The sequence below is a fragment of the Mesorhizobium sp. LEGMi-168a genome, assembly GCF_058312955.1.
In genome coordinates this window covers 351,687-366,463 of the sequence record NZ_JBZEGV010000002.1, presented here as the reverse complement: position 1 = coordinate 366,463, position 14,777 = coordinate 351,687, and the positions used below count along the sequence as shown (strand labels likewise).

The window sequence follows — 14,777 nt, the reverse complement described above, 5'->3', positions numbered from 1 at the left end:
CTTTGGCGGGACGGTTCCCCGCCTAGCTGTCGATCAGCTTGGCGTGGCTTCGATCGTGACCTTGCTCGTGTAGAACGCGCCGTGATCGCGGATTTCGGTCATTTCGTCGAAGGGCTGCTCATAGGCCCACATCGCGTCCTTGCCGCTTTCGCCGGCCGGCAGGACGCTCCAGTAGCTCGCATCGCCCTTGTAGGGGCAATGGGTCGAATGCTCGGTCCTGGCGAGCTTGGTGAAATCGATGTCGTCGAAGGGAATGTAGAAAACCGCCGGGTAGGGCGGTTCCGACAACAGCCTGGCCTTGGTCGACCTGGCGATGACGGTGTCGCCGGCGCGCACCGTGACGGCGCCGCGGTAAGGTTCGATCGTTATCACCTTGTCGGGATTGCGTTGAAAGCCGGGGGCGCGGTTGGCACGCTTGTCCATGACGGTTCTCCTTCTCCACCATAAGGTGTGGCGGATGAGCGCCTCGCGCAAGACCGAGCCATGGCGCGAAATCGCGCCCCGGACGAAATAATGTTCTAACCGATGCCGACAGTCAGGCGGCGGCCTTGAACGCGTCCATGAGCCCTGCATAGGCAGCGGCGATGCCGGCGACCGGATTGGTGCTTCTCGCTGCTGTCTCGACCTTCAGCGTGCCGCCCGAGGTCGGCAGCGTCAGCAGCAGGAACTGGCGGCTGCCGCCGTCGCCGACGCAGGCGGCAGCAACGTGCTGGCCCTCGCCGTCATTGTCGACGCACATCTTGAACAGCAGCGTTCCGCCGACAGCCTCCAACGCGCCGCCGACGACTTCGGCAAATTCATCGTCGGAAACGGTTTTGGAGTCCGGCGTCAGATTGTCCAGACTTTCGGCAAGCGTGCTTTCGAGGGCTTTGTCGTCGAGCTGCGCATCCATGCGAACCTCTCCATTCGCCAATCTCACCCAGCCCATTAATGAAGCTTAACGCCGACGATGGCCGGATTATGGCGGGTTTCACGGTTCGTTCGATCCATTCACCGCCTTGGACTTATAGCGGCTGGACAATCCGCCGGATCATTCCACAATGCGTGAAACAATGACGCGAAAGCGCAAAAAGGGGAGGAACAGAGATGCTCGGACTGATGCAGGAATGGCCGCTGCTCTGCCACAAGCTGATCGATCACGCCGAACGCCAGCACGGCGGGCGCGAAATCGTATCACGTTCGATCGAAGGCCCGATCGTGCGCACGACCTTTGCCGACATCCGTCATCGGGCGCTCAAGGTGGCGCAGCGGCTGGAGCACGACGGCTTCGGGCTCGGCGACCGCATCGCCACGCTTGCCTGGAACACCGCCCGCCATATCGAGGCCTGGTACGGCATCATGGGCATCGGCGCGATCTACCACACGCTCAACCCGCGGCTCTTTCCTGAGCAGATCGCCTGGATCATGAACGACGCCGAGGACAGGGCGATCTTCGTCGACCTGACCTTCGTGCCGCTGCTGGAAAAGATCACCGGCCAGGTAAAATCCCTGAAAAAGGTGATCGTGCTGACCGATCGGGCGCATATGCCGCAAACCTCCTTGCCGAATGCTGTCGCCTATGAGGAATGGTTGGCCGAGGCCGACGGCGTCTTCGCCTGGAAGAGCTTCGACGAGAACACCGCCGCCGGCATGTGCTACACCTCGGGCACGACCGGCGACCCGAAAGGCGTTCTTTACAGCCACCGCTCGAACGTGCTGCACGCCATGATCGCCGCCATGCCCGATGCCATGGGTGTTTCGACGCGTGACGTCGTCCTGCCGGTGGTGCCGATGTTTCATGCAAATGCCTGGGGCCTCGGCCAGACCGCGCCGATGATCGGCGCCAAGCTCGTCATGCCCGGCTGCAAGATGGACGGCGCCTCGATCTACGAACTGCTCGACACCGAAAAGGTCACCTTCAGCGCGGCGGTGCCGACGGTCTGGATGATGCTGCTGCAATATCTCGAGGAGACAGGCAAGAAATTGCCTTGTCTCAACAAGGTCGTCATCGGCGGCTCGTCCTGCCCGCGCGCCATCACTGAAAAATTCCAGGACAAATACGAGGTTCAGGTCGTGCATGCCTGGGGCATGACCGAAATGTCGCCGCTCGGCACGCTGTGCACCATGAAGCCGGAATATGAAGGGCTGACGGGCGATGCCCGGCTCGATATCCAGGGCAAGCAGGGCCACCCTCCCTTCGGCGTCGAAATGAAGGTGACCGACGACGATGACAATGCGCTGCCCTGGGACGGCAAGACCTTCGGGCGCCTCAAGGTGCGCGGGCCGGCGATCGCGCGCGCCTACTATGGCGGCGTTGGCGCCGAGCAGTTCGATGCCGACGGCTGGTTCGACACCGGCGACGTCGCCCATATCGACGCCAACGGCTACATGCAGATCACCGACCGCGCCAAGGATGTCATCAAATCGGGCGGCGAATGGATCTCCACCATCGATCTCGAGAACCTCGCCGTCGGCCATCCCGATGTGGCGGAGGCGGCAGCCATCGGCGTGCCGCATTCCAAATGGGGCGAGCGGCCGCTGCTGGTCGTCGTGCGCAAGCCGGGTAAGGAGCCGAGCAAGAGCGACATCCTGACCTTCATGAGCGGCAAGGTGGCCAAATGGTGGATGCCCGACGACGTCGCCTTCGTCGGCGAAATTCCCCACACCGCCACCGGCAAGATCCAGAAGGCCACCTTGCGCCAGCAATTCAGGGAGTATCGGCTGCCGACGGATTGAGGATCGATCGGCTTCAAGCCCGGGCCGGAAACCTCTAGAGCAATCCCAGGAAAAGTGCAGAGCGGCTTTCCGTCCGGAATTGCGCAAAATCAAACAGTTAGCGAAGTTCAGCGGTTCCACGAGACGCTGAACTGCGCTAAAGCTCGGCGCGGGTTGGCGTATGCGGCAGATGATGGCTACAATTCCTGAACGGCAGACGTCGAAGGCGGCAGGCTGGTCGCGGCGGATCGGGGCATTCTCGCTCGTGCTTTTGCTGACCGTTCTTGCCGGCTACCGGCTCGACCTTGTCGATACGCCGCCTTTCCTGTGGGTGCTGGCGCTCGTCGCGCTGCTTGCGGCGCTTGCCCTGCTGCTCGCCGGGCTTGCCTTGTCGAGGTTGTGGAGTTTCGGCGATCGCGGCGGCCGCGATCTCAGCATCGGCGCGCTGCTGGCGCTGCTGGTGCTTGCCCCTTTCGGCATCGCCGCCTACTGGGCGACAATCTATCCGCCGCTGCGCGATATCTCGACCGACCTCGACGACTTGCCGGTGCTGGACACCGGCGACCGCACAGGCGACATGAACGCGCTGTCGCCGCCGACCCCCGGCGAGCAGGCCTTGCAGGCGGAAGCCTATCCGCTGGTCACCGGGCGCAGCTACAATCTGCCTTTCGAAACCGTGGTCGATGCGGTCGAGACCGTGCTCGACCGGCGCGACTGGCAGCTGACCGCACCCTATCCCGACATCAGCGGGCAGAGCGAGGCGACGATCAACGCGGTCGCCCGGGGTTTCGTGCTCGGGCTGCCGGCCGACGTCGCCATCCGCGTCACCGACGACGGCGAGCAGGTCATCGTCGACATGCGCTCGGCTTCGCGCTACGGCCGCTACGACCTCGGCGACAATGCCGCCCGCATCACCGATTTTCTCGGCGAGCTCGACCAGGAGGTCGCCGGCCAGGTCGGCGCGGCGCCGGCTGAGTGAAATCCTGCGCGTTGATCGATATTGCGGCGCGCCGCGGAAACGCGGCTCGAGTCTCAGGCAGATTATTCGGCCGGTTCGAATCTGCCTTCCAGCAGGACACCAGTGATCGGCCCGAGCGGATTGGCGATCCGGTTCTCTAGAACCTCGATGAGTTTGCGCCCCACGTCCGCCATGTCCACGGAATGAACTCCGACCTTTGCCGGCAGGAAGCGCGTCAGGCGCGTGCTGTCGCGGGTCATGATGTGGATGTCGCGACCCGGCACCAGACCTCGCCCGGCGAGCGCGTGCAGCGCTCCCAGAAGGCCCAGTTCGTTGGCGCATGCCAGGCCCGTCGGCGGATCTGACGACGCCAGCAGGTGCTCGAACCAGGCTGCGCTCGATTCCACGGTGAACGTGCCCTGACCGATCAGCGATTGGTCGATCGATATCCCGGCCTCGGTCATCGCCTTTTCGTAGCCGGCAAGACGCATGGCGCTCGCCTGATCATTCGGCACGAGAAGCTGCAGCGCGATGCGCCGACAACCTTTGCTCATAAGCCGCATCGTCGCGTCGTGGGCGATCTGCTCGTTGTCGATATCGACATAGGGATAGGCGACATCCAGATCGGTCCTTCCGAACGCGACGAAAGGTATGGCCTGATCCAGCAGCAACCGGACCCGCGGATCGCTCGAGACCATTCGCGTGATGATCAGGCCGTCAGCGCTGCGCGCCTGAAGCAAGTGCCGCACGCTTTCGACCGGATCGTCGTCGGATGTGGTGGAATAGATGGACAGGCTATAACCCAATCGCCGCGCCGCCAGAGTCATGCCTTCGATCAACGGAAGCTTCGCCAGATCGGACAGGTAGTCGGGCGTTTCCATCGGCAGCACTGCCGTGAGCGTCAGGGTTCGTCCGGTCTTTAGCGCGAAGCCGTGATGATTGGGTACATAGCCGACCCGCTCCGCCACCTCCTTGACGCGCGCCACGGTCGAGGGATGCACCTCCGGCCCATCCTTTAGGGCGCGCGAGACCGTGGTTACCGAGAGCGAAAGTTCCGCCGCGATTTCTTTCAGATTGGCCATGTTGCCCGACTTCGTTCGCGAAATCGCCGGCTGGAATTTGCAAACTCGCGGCTGATTTTGCTGAGCGTCGTAACGTTACCGGATTCGACCCGACGGTCAAATCCAGGCCTCCTATCCCTCTACAGTAAGCTTGACTTTCGGTCGTTTTATGGCAATCGTAACGTTACGATTTCAAAAAACGGCCTACAAAGTGGCATTTTGCTGAATCCGGAGGAGGAGAACCTATGTCCTGGACACTACGCATTTCCCTAGCCGCAATCGCAGTATCGGCCGCGTTGCCCGTCTATGCCCAAACGGTCACGATCACGACCGCGGGCGGCGACTATGGCAACGCCATGAAGGAGGCCATGTGGGCCCCCGCCGCGAAAGAACTCGGCTATGATGTCCGCGAGGAAACGCAAAGCGATGGCCTTGCTGCCTTGAAGATGCAGGTCACCTCGGGTGCGGTCACGACCGACATCATCCATCTCGGCTCGCCGGAGGGCGCCCAGGCGGCGGCACAATCGCTGTTGGAACCGCTCGACTACAAGATCATCGACCCCAAATCCGTTCCGGATGGCGCACGGTCCGACTACTGCTATCCCTTCGATTCTTATGGCACCGTCATGTCGTGGCGAACCAAGACCTATGGCGACAACCCTCCAAAGACCTGGACGGAATTCTGGGACGTCGCCAAATTCCCGGGCCGTCGCGCCCTGCGCGCCAACGCGCAGGACTTGATCGAGATCGCGCTTCTTTCCGATGGCGTGGCACCGGCGGACGTCTATCCTGTGCTCAGCAAGCCGGAAGGCCTGGAGCGCGCCATCAAGCGGCTTGAAGCAATCAAACCAAACGTCTCCGTGTGGTGGACCTCGGGAGCCCAATCGGCGCAATTGCTGAAAGACGGCGAGGCGGATCTGGTCGTTACCTGGAACGGACGAGCTCAGACCGTGAAAGCAGATAACGGCGCGGTCGACTACACGTTCAAGGGTTCTGTTATCGGCACGGATTGCCTTGGGGTGCCGAAGGGAGCGCCGAACAGGGAAGCGGCCATGAAGCTCATCGCAGCGATGACGCAGCCCGCCCGCGTGGCGAAGCTGACCGATTTCATCGCTTATGGCCCAGTCAATCCCGCCGCATATGAGAGCGGCCTCATCCCGAAAGATCGTCTGCAGACTCTGGCGACTGCGCCCGAAAATGCCGGGACTTCGGTGTTTTCGAACGCCGACTGGTGGGTCAAGAACGGTGAAGCCGCCCAAAAGGCCTTCGATGAGATGATGAACCGCTGAGCCCCGGATTCATCAGCTCGGACGCTGGCATATGATGAAGTCGCTCCCGATCACCATCGACAGCGTGCGCAAGGCCTATGGGTCCTATGTCGCGCTGGACGATGTCTCGCTCGACATTCGGGCTGGCGAATTCCTGACACTGCTGGGACCGTCGGGATCGGGCAAAACCACCTTGCTCATGGCTCTGGCCGGCTTTGTCCGGCCGGAGTCCGGCAGGCTCGTGCTGGGCGATCGCGACATTACCCGCCTTGCCCCCAACAAGCGGGACATCGGCATAGTCTTCCAGAACTACGCCCTGTTCCCCCATATGAACGTTCTGGCGAATGTCGAGTACCCGTTGGTGCTGCGCAAGATGCCGAAGGCGGATGCTCGTCGAAGGGCGCTCGATACGTTGGCACGCGTGAAACTGGAAAATCAGTCGGACCGCAACATTGCCGCACTGTCCGGCGGGCAGCGCCAGCGGGTAGCGCTGGCCCGCGCCATCGTCTTCGAACCGCGCGTTATGCTGATGGACGAGCCGCTGTCGGCACTCGACAAGAATCTGCGCGAAACCATGCAGTACGAGATCCGGCGTCTGCACGATGAGCTGGGGATCACCACGATCTACGTGACCCACGACCAGCGCGAGGCGCTGACCATGTCCGACCGTGTCGCGGTGATGAATTGCGGCCGCATCCTCCAGGTCGACACGCCGCAGCGGATTTATGACTGGCCGTCGACGCGCTTCGTCGCGGAGTTCATGGGCGAGGCCAATATCATGGCCCCAGGCTCGGTGCGCAGGATCGACGGCGCCGATGTGTCACGCCATACACTGATGATCCGCGCCGAAAGCTTTCATCTCGATGCTGGACTCGTCGGACGAGACGGCGTGGTGCTCGAAGGAATGTTGCGCGCCAAGGCGTTTCGCGGAGAGAACTGGCTTTTGACGCTGGCGCTCGACACCGGGCAGGAGATTCTCGTCTGCATTCCGGCAGCGCTGGACAGCGGCTGCGCCGCGCTTTGCGTCGGGCAGCGGGTGGCCGCGTATGCGCCGGCACAGAGAGTTCACGCGATACCGGGAGGGGTGGCGTGAGACGTCCCGTGGATCCAGCGCTCGCGGCGGATGCGCGTCGTGAGCGACGGTTTTTCCTTTCGCTATCGCTGCCGGCGCTCTTCGTCGTTGGGCTGGCGGCGATCCTGCCGATCCTTTGGATTATCCGCCAATCCTTCCTGACCACCGCGGGCGGGTACACCGTCGGCAACTACGAGAACGTACTTTCGAGCGGACTGACATGGTCGGCATTGCTGACGACCTTTGAACTGTCCTTGGGCACGCTTGTGGCCTGCATGCTTCTCGGCACGCCCCTGGCGCTGGCTCTTGCCGGCGCCAGACCAAAGGTGGCCAACGTGCTGATGGCCTTGGTCATGCTGCCGTTGTGGACCTCGATTCTGGTGCGCACCTATGGCTGGCTCGTGCTCTTGCGGCGCGATGGCCTGATCAATGCGACGTTGACCAGTTCTGGGCTGACGGCGGAGCCGCTTCCACTCGTCTACAACTTCACGGGCACGCTCATCGGCATGGTTCACTACATGCTGCCGCTCTTTCTCCTGCCGGTCTATGCCGCAATGCGCGATATCGACGCAAACCTCATTCGCGCGGCAGCGAGCATGGGAGCCACTCTCGGGCAGGTGATCCGCACGGTCGTCCTGCCGCTTTCGGCCGGCGGTGTCGTCTCGGGCTCGATGATCGTCTTCATCTACACCATAGGCTTCTTCATCACGCCGGCAGTGCTTGGCGGCGGCAAGGTGAATCCGCTGTCCATCCGGATCGAGCGCACGCTGTCCGCCTTTCAGGATTGGGGTTCGGCAAGCGTTCTTGGCCTTCTGCTACTTGTTGCAATGGCGCTGATCGGCGTGATGTTCCTGGCGGCACGACGGCTGATCATGCGAAACCAGGCCGGTGCAGCCCATGCTTGAGGCGTATCCAGACAACAGGCTGGCCCGTATCCTGCTGTGGAGCCTTTCAGCGCTCGTGCTGGCGTTTTTGATGCTGCCGACACTGGTGGTCGTGCCGCTTTCCTTTTCGGCTTCCGATCTCCTCGAGTTTCCGCCGCGCGCGTACTCGCTGCGCTGGTACGAGAACTTTTTCGGCTCGGCGACATGGATGGCTGCGCTCAGGACCAGCCTGATCCTTGGAACATTGACGGCGGCGCTCGCCGTGCCTTCGGCGCTACTGGCCTGCATCTCGATGAACCGGCTCGGCGGGAAGGCCGCCGCGGCCATTCAGGGCGTGCTGCTCATGCCGTCCATCGTCCCAGGTATCCTGCTTGCGATTGGTCTCTTCTTCGTGCTGGCCGCGCAGAGGCTGGTCGGAACATTGTTCGGGGTTCTGGTCGGTCATGTCGTGCTGGCCGTTCCGGTCGCGTGCATTGTGTTGTCGCCCGCGCTTGCCCGCTTCGACTGGAACCAGGTTCAGGCGGCGCGCAGCCTCGGTGCAAGCTGGGCCAGAGCCATTGGCGGAATAATTGTGCCGCAACTTCGCATCAGCCTGTTGTCGGCAGCATTGATGAGCTTCCTGACCTCGCTCGACGAGTCCGTCATTTCGATCTTCGTCGCCAGCGGTCGCAACAGCACGCTGCCGAAGCTGATGTTCCTTTCGCTGCGCGATCAGATCGATCCGACCATCGCGGCGATCTCGACATTGTGGACCACGCTCGTCGTGGTTGTCGTCCTGATCGTGGCCCTTCGCCAAAAATCCTGACCGGGACTGGAAATATGCCTTTCGATCATCACGCGGCCGAGGATATGGCGGATCACTCAACGGACATACCCCAGGTGGGGCTGGCCATCATCACCGGATCGGCGAACTGGGGGCTTGCCTTCCCGGAAGATATCGAAGTCGATGGTGTGCGCATCTTGCGGCGCGATATGAGTTTTGAAACGCCCTTCGGTCGCACGGACAACTGGAAGCTGCTGGAGTTCGATGGGTCGATTACCGCCGAGGGCAAGTCAAAACGCGCGCTGTGCATGTATTCGCACGGCAATCCCCGCGACCATATCGACCATTCGTGCCATCGCCGCGCGTTTTGGGTGCTGATGAGCGCGGGCGTGCGGCAAGTCGTTGCCTGTTCGACGATCGGCGCGGTCAACAAGGCGATCAAGCCCGGCGACATGGTGGTGAACGCCGACATAATCGAGCTGACGCAGACCCCGTTCTCCCTGCTTCCCGGCCGCCAGAGCTTCGACTGCTCGGGCAAGCAGATCGTATGCCCAAGATGCGCGGCGGTGCTGGCCGAGACGGCGCGTCGCCATTGGCCGGCCGAAAGCCGCGTTCATGGCATCGAGCAGCAGCTGGTGGCGGCCCATTGCTACGGACCGCGACTGACGAGCCCGGCCGAAGCTTTGGCGTTTCGAAGCATGGGGGCGGATGTGCTCAACCATTCGATCGCACCAGAGGCTACTTTGTCGCGCGAGATCGGCGCCTGTTTCGTGCCGTGTGCTTTCGTGACGGCGGGTTTCAACGACTACATGGACCGCAATCGACAGGAACTTCTGCAGGCGGACGTGTTGCCGAACCTGTCCATGACGGCCTCGCGGGTTGCGCTGGAAACTGCCGCGCGGCTTCCGGCTGATCCGGAGTGCAGTTGCCATGGTTTGAAGACGCCTCAACCGGCAGAGCGTTCCAGCCGATTCTGAGGTGTCGGGAATGGAATGCGAACGCGCGAGGGCGCCTCAGGCAGCAGGCCTGAAAATACCGTCGATCGCGGGGTCGCCTTCGGTGGCGACGAGGCCGCGGGCCACCAGGTCTTCGAGATGGGCAAGCACCGAGAGGCCGGCGGCGCCGTGCAGCCGCGGATCGGTGTCGCGATAGATCGCCGCGACCATGTCCTTGATCGTGCGGTCGCCGCCAAGGATGCGTTCCAGGATCGCCCGCTCGCGCATCTTGCGATGCGTCTTCAGCCCGCGCATCAACTTTCGCGGCGCTGTCACCGGTCCGCCATGCCCGGGCAACAGCAAACGGTCCTCGCGTTCGATCAATTTGTCGAGCGACTGCATGTAGTCGGCCATCGCACCGTCCGGGGGCGCGACGATGGAGGTTGCCCAGGCCATGACATGGTCGGCAGAGAACAGGATGCCGGTGCCTTCGAGCGCGAAGGCAGCGTGGTTGGCGGTGTGACCTGGCGTCAGCACCGCTTGCATCGTCCAGCCGTCGCCCTGGATAAGGCTGCCGTCCGCCAGCGCGATATCGGGCACGAAGCCCAGGTCGGCGCTGGCGTCGAGCGGGTTGACCTCGCCGATGCGGAGCCGCCGCGCCGGTCGATGCGGGCCTTCGGCGAGCACGGTGGCGCCGGTGCGTTCTTTCAGTCGCGCCGCGAGTGGCGAATGGTCGCGGTGGGTATGGCTGACGAAGATGTGGCTGACCGGCCTGCCGCCGATCGCCGTGAGCAGCGTTTCGAGATGCGCATCATCATCCGGCCCCGGATCGATCACGGCAAGCGTGTCGCGGCCGACGAGATAGCTGTTGGTGCCGTGGAAGGTGAAGGGGCTCGGATTCCTGGCGGTGACGCGCAGAACGTCGGGCGCAACGGCGACCGCCTGGCCATAGGCGGGATCGAAACGTGTGTCGAATTCAAGCGCCATGCCGTGCCCTGCTTGCTTGAGCGGCAAAACGATTGCCGCCTTGTCCGGAAGCCAATATAGGAAAATTAAAGCCAGCAAATCAGCCACAACGGGGAAGACCATGGCAACTGCAACCACGATGCGTCCGCTCGTTTCTCTCGCTCTGCCCGACCAGGGCGCGGCCCGGCTCGCCACACAGCTCTTTCTGGCGCTCGCCGGAACCCTCCTGCTTACCCTGTCGGCGAAGACCAAAGTGGTGCTTGGCCCGGTCGACATCTCGCTGCAGACGCTCGCCGTCCTGCTGATTGCCTCGGCCTTCGGCATGCGCCTCGCCGTCGCGACGCTTCTTCTCTACCTCGCCGAGGGTGCCATGGGCCTGCCGGTCTTCCAGGGCACGCCGGAAAAGGGCATCGGCATCGCCTATATGCTGGGCTCCACCGGCGGCTACCTCGCAGGCTTCGTGGTGATGGCGGCGATCGCCGGCTGGGCCGCCGACCGCGGCTGGGACCGCCATCCGTTCAAGCTGTTCGGCGCCATGCTTGCCGCCGAGGTCGTTATGATGGCGATGGGCTTCGCCTGGCTGGCAGTCCTGATCGGGCCGGAAAAGTCGTGGCAGTTCGGCGTCGCGCCTTTCGTCGCCGGCGACCTGATCAAGGTGGCTTTGGCCGCCAGCCTGGTGCCGGCCGTCTGGGCGCTGCTGCCAAGGCGGCCCTGAAAAATCCGTTCGAACGGTACCGACAAAAAGCCGGCGCTCACACGCCGGCTCAGACCGCTGACAAACCCCGTCGATTTTCGGGGTTTTGTTTTGTGGATTGATTGCACTTGGCAAATTGGTGTCAGGAGGCTGCCGACGCAGGTTGGGCCTCATGCGAGGCTCGGTTTAGGCTTTGGCCAGAGGCTGATTGCGATCTTTTTCATGTTCTGGGCGGCGGCGGCGATCAGGCACTGGCAGGCGACGCGTGTTCGCCCTCGGAAGTGGGCGTAGCGATGGCCGAAGAGCTGCTTGGCATCGGCGAAGGATCGCTCGACGGTTTCCTTGCGGCGGCGATAGATGGCCTTGCCCCATGCCGTGAGCCGGTTAGCGTCGACCCGCTCGCGGGCGTCCTGCCAGACATGACGTGTGATGGTGCGCTCGGCCTTGGCATTTGATGTGCAGGAGGCCAGCAGCGGACAGTCGCGGCAGATGGCTGGGTCGCTCCGGTATTGGCGGTAGCCGGCGCGATCGGTCGTGGCATAGGTGAGCAACTGACCCTGCGGGCAACGATAGCCGTCCAGCTTCGCTTCATGGATGAAGTCGCTCTTCCTCATCTTACCGGGCTTTGGCTGGGTCGGGTTGCGATAGCCGATGACGCCCCGGACGTTCCTGTCTTCCAGTCCCTTGGCGATGCCCGGCGTGGCATAGCCGGCATCCAGCCCCGCCGCCGCCACCGTGAAGCCGAAGCGCTCCACCTGGCGGTCGAGCCGGCCGAGATAGACGATCGAGTCGTGCACGTTGGCCGGCGTGGTGTAGGTGTCGGTGATGATGCCGCAGCGCCCATCCACCGTGCGGTGATCGAGATAGAAGAAGCCCTTCGGCTTACCCTCGCGCACCATGTAGCCGGCCTCCGGATCGGCGCGCGAGACCTTGGTCTGCTTCTCAGGCGGCTTGCGCTGCTTGTCCTTCAGCGGCTTCTGGCCATGCAGCGCCCGCTCGGCCTCGATCGCGCGGTCGAGATCGGCCCAGTAGTCGGCACGCGACCTGGCGACCATGGCAAGGTCGTATTTGCCCTTGTTGGCGTTGGCCTTCAGATGGGTGCTGTCGGTATAGAGCACCGTGCCGTCAACCAGACCTACCCGGATCGCCTGCTCGACGATGCGGTCGAAGATCGCTTGCGCGATCGTCTCGTCCTGGTAGCGCCGCCGACGGTTCTGCGACAGTGTCGAGGCGTCGAACACCTTGTCCGTCAGCTTCAGCCGCAGGAACCAGCGATAGGCGACGTTGACCTCGATCTCGCGCACCAACTGACGTTCCGAGCGCACCCCGAACAGGTAGCCGATGAACAAGGCCTTGAACATCAAGGTCGGGTCCAGCGGCGGGCGGCCGTTGTCTGCGCAATAGAGCGGCGCCGTCAGATCGTGGATGAAGGAGAAGTCAATCGCTCGATCGATCTTGCGTAACAAATGGTCCGCCGGGACCAACTGGTCCAACGTCACCATCTCAAGCGCGGTCTGTTCGGGGGCGGGTCGCTTCAACATGACCCAGTGAATCAAAAACCCCCGGCTAACGCCAGGGGTTTGTCAGCAGTCTGAGCCGGCGCTCACACGCCGGCTTTTTATTTGGACGGTGTTGACGCTTCGGTGCCCGTCATCTGGCCGAAATCGGCGGGACGGCTGTGCGCTGCTTCAGCTGGAGATTGACAAGCCAGTTCGCGAAACCTAAGCACGGGCAGCTTGCGGGGCCGGGGGGGGGGGGTCGGCAACTCAAGGAGACCTTCTTGAAAGGAACTATCCTTGCTGGAGACAGAGGAACGCTCCTTTGTCCATTAGAGAAATCTAACGAAATATTCAGCCAGCCGCTTAAGTGGCCTGCTCTGTAGGGGCGCGTTGTTCGATGCTCCACAAACGCCACCACGCTGCCGCGGGCTGTGTACAGTGATGTCGGTTTGCCTGACTTGCGCCGGGCCGACTTTCTCCGGAAAGGATGGCCAAGCGTGACTTTGAAGTTCGGCACCAGTGGACTGCGCGGTCTCGTCAGCGAGCTTCAAGGGCCGCCGGCATTTATCTATACAGCCGCTTTCGTGCGCATGCTCCAGGATCGGGGCTCGTTGAAGGAAGGCTCGAAGGTCTATGTCGGGCGTGATCTTCGCGCCTCCAGTCCCGAGATCGCGCAGCTTGTTCATGCGGCGATAGCCGGGGCCGGGCTGGTGCCGGTCGACTGCGGGGCACTGCCTACGCCTGCGCTCGCGCTTTACGCCGGCAGCGAGAACGCTCCGGCGATCATGGTCACCGGCAGTCACATCCCCGACGACAGAAACGGGCTCAAATTCTACCGGGCGGACGGCGAGATCGACAAGCGCGACGAAGGCGACATTGTCGAGATCCACGCGGGCATGAAGGATACGGTCTCCCCGCTATCGCCGGTTGAACCCGCGCGGTTGGGCGCCGAACCGTCGCGCCGCTATGCCGAAAGGTTTCTTGGCTTCTTTGGGAAGGGCAGCCTTTCTGGTCTGCGCGTCGGCGTCTACCAGCATTCGTCCGTGGCGAGAGACATTATTGTCGACATTCTTCGCGGGCTTGAGGCCGAAACGATACTACTGGGCAGGGCCGACCATTTCATTCCGGTCGACACCGAAGCGCTGAGGTCGGAGGATGTGGCGCTTCTCAAGGACTGGGCGGCGGCAGAGCGGTTCGACGCGATCGTGTCAACGGATGGCGATGGCGACAGACCGCTCGTGGCGGATAGCAGCGGCATTTTCGTGCGCGGCGATCTGGTCGGCGCAATCACTGCAAATGTCCTGGGCGCCGACTGCGTTGTCACACCGGTCACGTCCAATTCAGCCTTGGAACATTGCGGCTATTTCCCAAGCGTGGTTCGCACACGCGTAGGCTCGCCCTACGTCATTGAAGGTATCGGCAAAGCTCTCGCCGAGGGCGCAAGATGTGTCGTGGGGTTCGAGGCGAATGGCGGCGTTCTCCTGGGCTCGTCGATCGAGCAGGATGGGCGCAGCCTTCCGGCCTTGGTGACCAGGGATGCGTTATTGCCAATTCTTTGCGCGCTTTCAGCGATTGCCAGGACCGGCCGTCCGCTCGCGGAGATCGCGGCCGACTTTCGCTTTCTCGCCGGCGCAAGTGACCGGCTCGAGGGCGTGCCTTCCGAAGCCAGCGCATCCTTTCTCCATAAGTTGGCGACTGATGCGGCTCATGCCGACAAGATCTTCGCGGTTCTCGGCGGCGTCGCGAATATTGACAACCATGATGGTGTGCGTATCACCGCCCGCAACGCAGAAGTTGTGCACTTCCGCGCGTCGGGCAATGCACCCGAATTGCGTTGCTACGTCGAAGCAAAAGCGCAATCCCGCGCAGACGAATTGCTCGGTTGGGGCCTCGCTCTCGGCCGAGCTCAAATCTTGGAAAGTTGAAGTTTGAGCCCAAGCGCTCCCTCGGGCGCTGCCCAAAGCGCGCTCAATGTCGGGCTGG

Annotated in this window: 14 protein-coding genes; 9 read left to right on the top strand and 5 right to left on the bottom strand. The window is 62.8% G+C overall.

Annotated features, from left to right (window positions below):
* Positions 1–33: 33 nt before the first annotated feature.
* Both AC4FWB_RS05015 and AC4FWB_RS05010 read right to left on the bottom strand, forming a co-directional pair.
* A complete protein-coding gene (locus tag AC4FWB_RS05015; protein ID WP_491024690.1) occupies positions 34–423 on the bottom strand; it encodes a DUF427 domain-containing protein in 390 nt (129 codons plus the stop codon).
* Positions 424–535: 112 nt separating this feature from the next.
* Complete coding sequence (locus tag AC4FWB_RS05010) at positions 536–892, bottom strand: hypothetical protein (RefSeq protein WP_491024689.1); 357 nt, start codon at positions 890–892, stop codon at positions 536–538.
* A 194-nt stretch (positions 893–1,086) separates the two neighbouring features.
* On the opposite strand from AC4FWB_RS05010, the gene AC4FWB_RS05005 reads away from it, so the two are divergent.
* Both AC4FWB_RS05005 and AC4FWB_RS05000 read left to right on the top strand, forming a co-directional pair.
* Complete coding sequence (locus tag AC4FWB_RS05005; protein ID WP_491024688.1) at positions 1,087–2,715, top strand: fatty-acid--CoA ligase; 1,629 nt, start codon at positions 1,087–1,089, stop codon at positions 2,713–2,715.
* 172 nt (positions 2,716–2,887) lie between these two features.
* Positions 2,888–3,673: a DUF1499 domain-containing protein gene (locus AC4FWB_RS05000; RefSeq protein WP_491024686.1), complete on the top strand. Its 786-nt coding sequence runs from the start codon at positions 2,888–2,890 to the stop codon at positions 3,671–3,673.
* A 62-nt stretch (positions 3,674–3,735) separates the two neighbouring features.
* Here AC4FWB_RS05000 and AC4FWB_RS04995 read toward each other — a convergent pair whose 3' ends face one another.
* Entirely contained in the window at positions 3,736–4,734 is a 999-nt protein-coding gene (locus AC4FWB_RS04995) for a LacI family DNA-binding transcriptional regulator (protein WP_491024684.1), read from the bottom strand.
* A 224-nt stretch (positions 4,735–4,958) separates the two neighbouring features.
* On the opposite strand from AC4FWB_RS04995, the gene AC4FWB_RS04990 reads away from it, so the two are divergent.
* The 5 genes from AC4FWB_RS04990 to AC4FWB_RS04970 are packed head-to-tail and all read left to right on the top strand — an operon-like array spanning position 4,959 to position 9,677.
* Positions 4,959–6,002 carry an ABC transporter substrate-binding protein gene (locus AC4FWB_RS04990; protein WP_491024683.1) on the top strand — a complete coding sequence of 348 codons (1,044 nt, stop codon included), beginning with the start codon at positions 4,959–4,961 and terminating at the stop codon, positions 6,000–6,002.
* Between the two features lie 34 nt (positions 6,003–6,036).
* Positions 6,037–7,074: an ABC transporter ATP-binding protein gene (locus tag AC4FWB_RS04985; RefSeq protein WP_491024852.1), complete on the top strand. Its 1,038-nt coding sequence runs from the start codon at positions 6,037–6,039 to the stop codon at positions 7,072–7,074.
* Entirely contained in the window at positions 7,071–7,958 is an 888-nt protein-coding gene (locus AC4FWB_RS04980; RefSeq protein ID WP_491024682.1) for an ABC transporter permease, read from the top strand. The genes AC4FWB_RS04985 and AC4FWB_RS04980 overlap by 4 nt, the downstream gene beginning before the upstream one ends.
* Entirely contained in the window at positions 7,951–8,742 is a 792-nt protein-coding gene (locus tag AC4FWB_RS04975) for an ABC transporter permease (protein WP_491024680.1), read from the top strand. Before AC4FWB_RS04980 ends, AC4FWB_RS04975 begins: the two co-directional genes overlap by 8 nt.
* Positions 8,743–8,756: 14 nt before the next feature.
* Positions 8,757–9,677 (top strand): phosphorylase family protein, encoded by a 921-nt coding sequence (locus AC4FWB_RS04970; protein WP_491024679.1) that lies wholly within the window; start codon positions 8,757–8,759, stop codon positions 9,675–9,677.
* 36 nt (positions 9,678–9,713) lie between these two features.
* On the opposite strand, the gene AC4FWB_RS04965 is transcribed toward AC4FWB_RS04970, so the two are convergent.
* Positions 9,714–10,622 (bottom strand): MBL fold metallo-hydrolase, encoded by a 909-nt coding sequence (locus AC4FWB_RS04965; protein WP_491024678.1) that lies wholly within the window; start codon positions 10,620–10,622, stop codon positions 9,714–9,716.
* Positions 10,623–10,722: 100 nt separating this feature from the next.
* Here AC4FWB_RS04965 and AC4FWB_RS04960 point away from each other — a divergent pair, with 100 nt between their 5' ends.
* Positions 10,723–11,316, top strand: coding sequence for a biotin transporter BioY (locus AC4FWB_RS04960; RefSeq protein ID WP_491024677.1), 594 nt, complete (start codon positions 10,723–10,725; stop codon positions 11,314–11,316).
* A 149-nt stretch (positions 11,317–11,465) separates the two neighbouring features.
* Here AC4FWB_RS04960 and AC4FWB_RS04955 read toward each other — a convergent pair whose 3' ends face one another.
* Positions 11,466–12,836: an IS1182 family transposase gene (locus tag AC4FWB_RS04955; protein WP_491024676.1), complete on the bottom strand. Its 1,371-nt coding sequence runs from the start codon at positions 12,834–12,836 to the stop codon at positions 11,466–11,468.
* A gap of 455 nt (positions 12,837–13,291) precedes the next feature.
* Here AC4FWB_RS04955 and AC4FWB_RS04950 point away from each other — a divergent pair, with 455 nt between their 5' ends.
* Positions 13,292–14,719, top strand: coding sequence for a phosphomannomutase (locus AC4FWB_RS04950; RefSeq protein WP_491024675.1), 1,428 nt, complete (start codon positions 13,292–13,294; stop codon positions 14,717–14,719).
* The last annotated feature ends 58 nt before the right edge of the window (positions 14,720–14,777 follow it).

Coding starts and splice junctions, on each gene's coding strand:
- AC4FWB_RS05015 (WP_491024690.1), bottom strand. CDS start 423: ATGGACAAGCGTGCCAACCGCGCCCCCGGCTTTCAACGCAATCCCGAC.
- AC4FWB_RS05010 (WP_491024689.1), bottom strand. CDS start 892: ATGGATGCGCAGCTCGACGACAAAGCCCTCGAAAGCACGCTTGCCGAA.
- AC4FWB_RS05005 (WP_491024688.1), top strand. CDS start 1,087: ATGCTCGGACTGATGCAGGAATGGCCGCTGCTCTGCCACAAGCTGATC.
- AC4FWB_RS05000 (WP_491024686.1), top strand. CDS start 2,888: ATGGCTACAATTCCTGAACGGCAGACGTCGAAGGCGGCAGGCTGGTCG.
- AC4FWB_RS04995 (WP_491024684.1), bottom strand. CDS start 4,734: ATGGCCAATCTGAAAGAAATCGCGGCGGAACTTTCGCTCTCGGTAACC.
- AC4FWB_RS04990 (WP_491024683.1), top strand. CDS start 4,959: ATGTCCTGGACACTACGCATTTCCCTAGCCGCAATCGCAGTATCGGCC.
- AC4FWB_RS04985 (WP_491024852.1), top strand. CDS start 6,037: ATGAAGTCGCTCCCGATCACCATCGACAGCGTGCGCAAGGCCTATGGG.
- AC4FWB_RS04975 (WP_491024680.1), top strand. CDS start 7,951: ATGCTTGAGGCGTATCCAGACAACAGGCTGGCCCGTATCCTGCTGTGG.
- AC4FWB_RS04970 (WP_491024679.1), top strand. CDS start 8,757: ATGCCTTTCGATCATCACGCGGCCGAGGATATGGCGGATCACTCAACG.
- AC4FWB_RS04965 (WP_491024678.1), bottom strand. CDS start 10,622: ATGGCGCTTGAATTCGACACACGTTTCGATCCCGCCTATGGCCAGGCG.
- AC4FWB_RS04960 (WP_491024677.1), top strand. CDS start 10,723: ATGGCAACTGCAACCACGATGCGTCCGCTCGTTTCTCTCGCTCTGCCC.
- AC4FWB_RS04955 (WP_491024676.1), bottom strand. CDS start 12,836: ATGTTGAAGCGACCCGCCCCCGAACAGACCGCGCTTGAGATGGTGACG.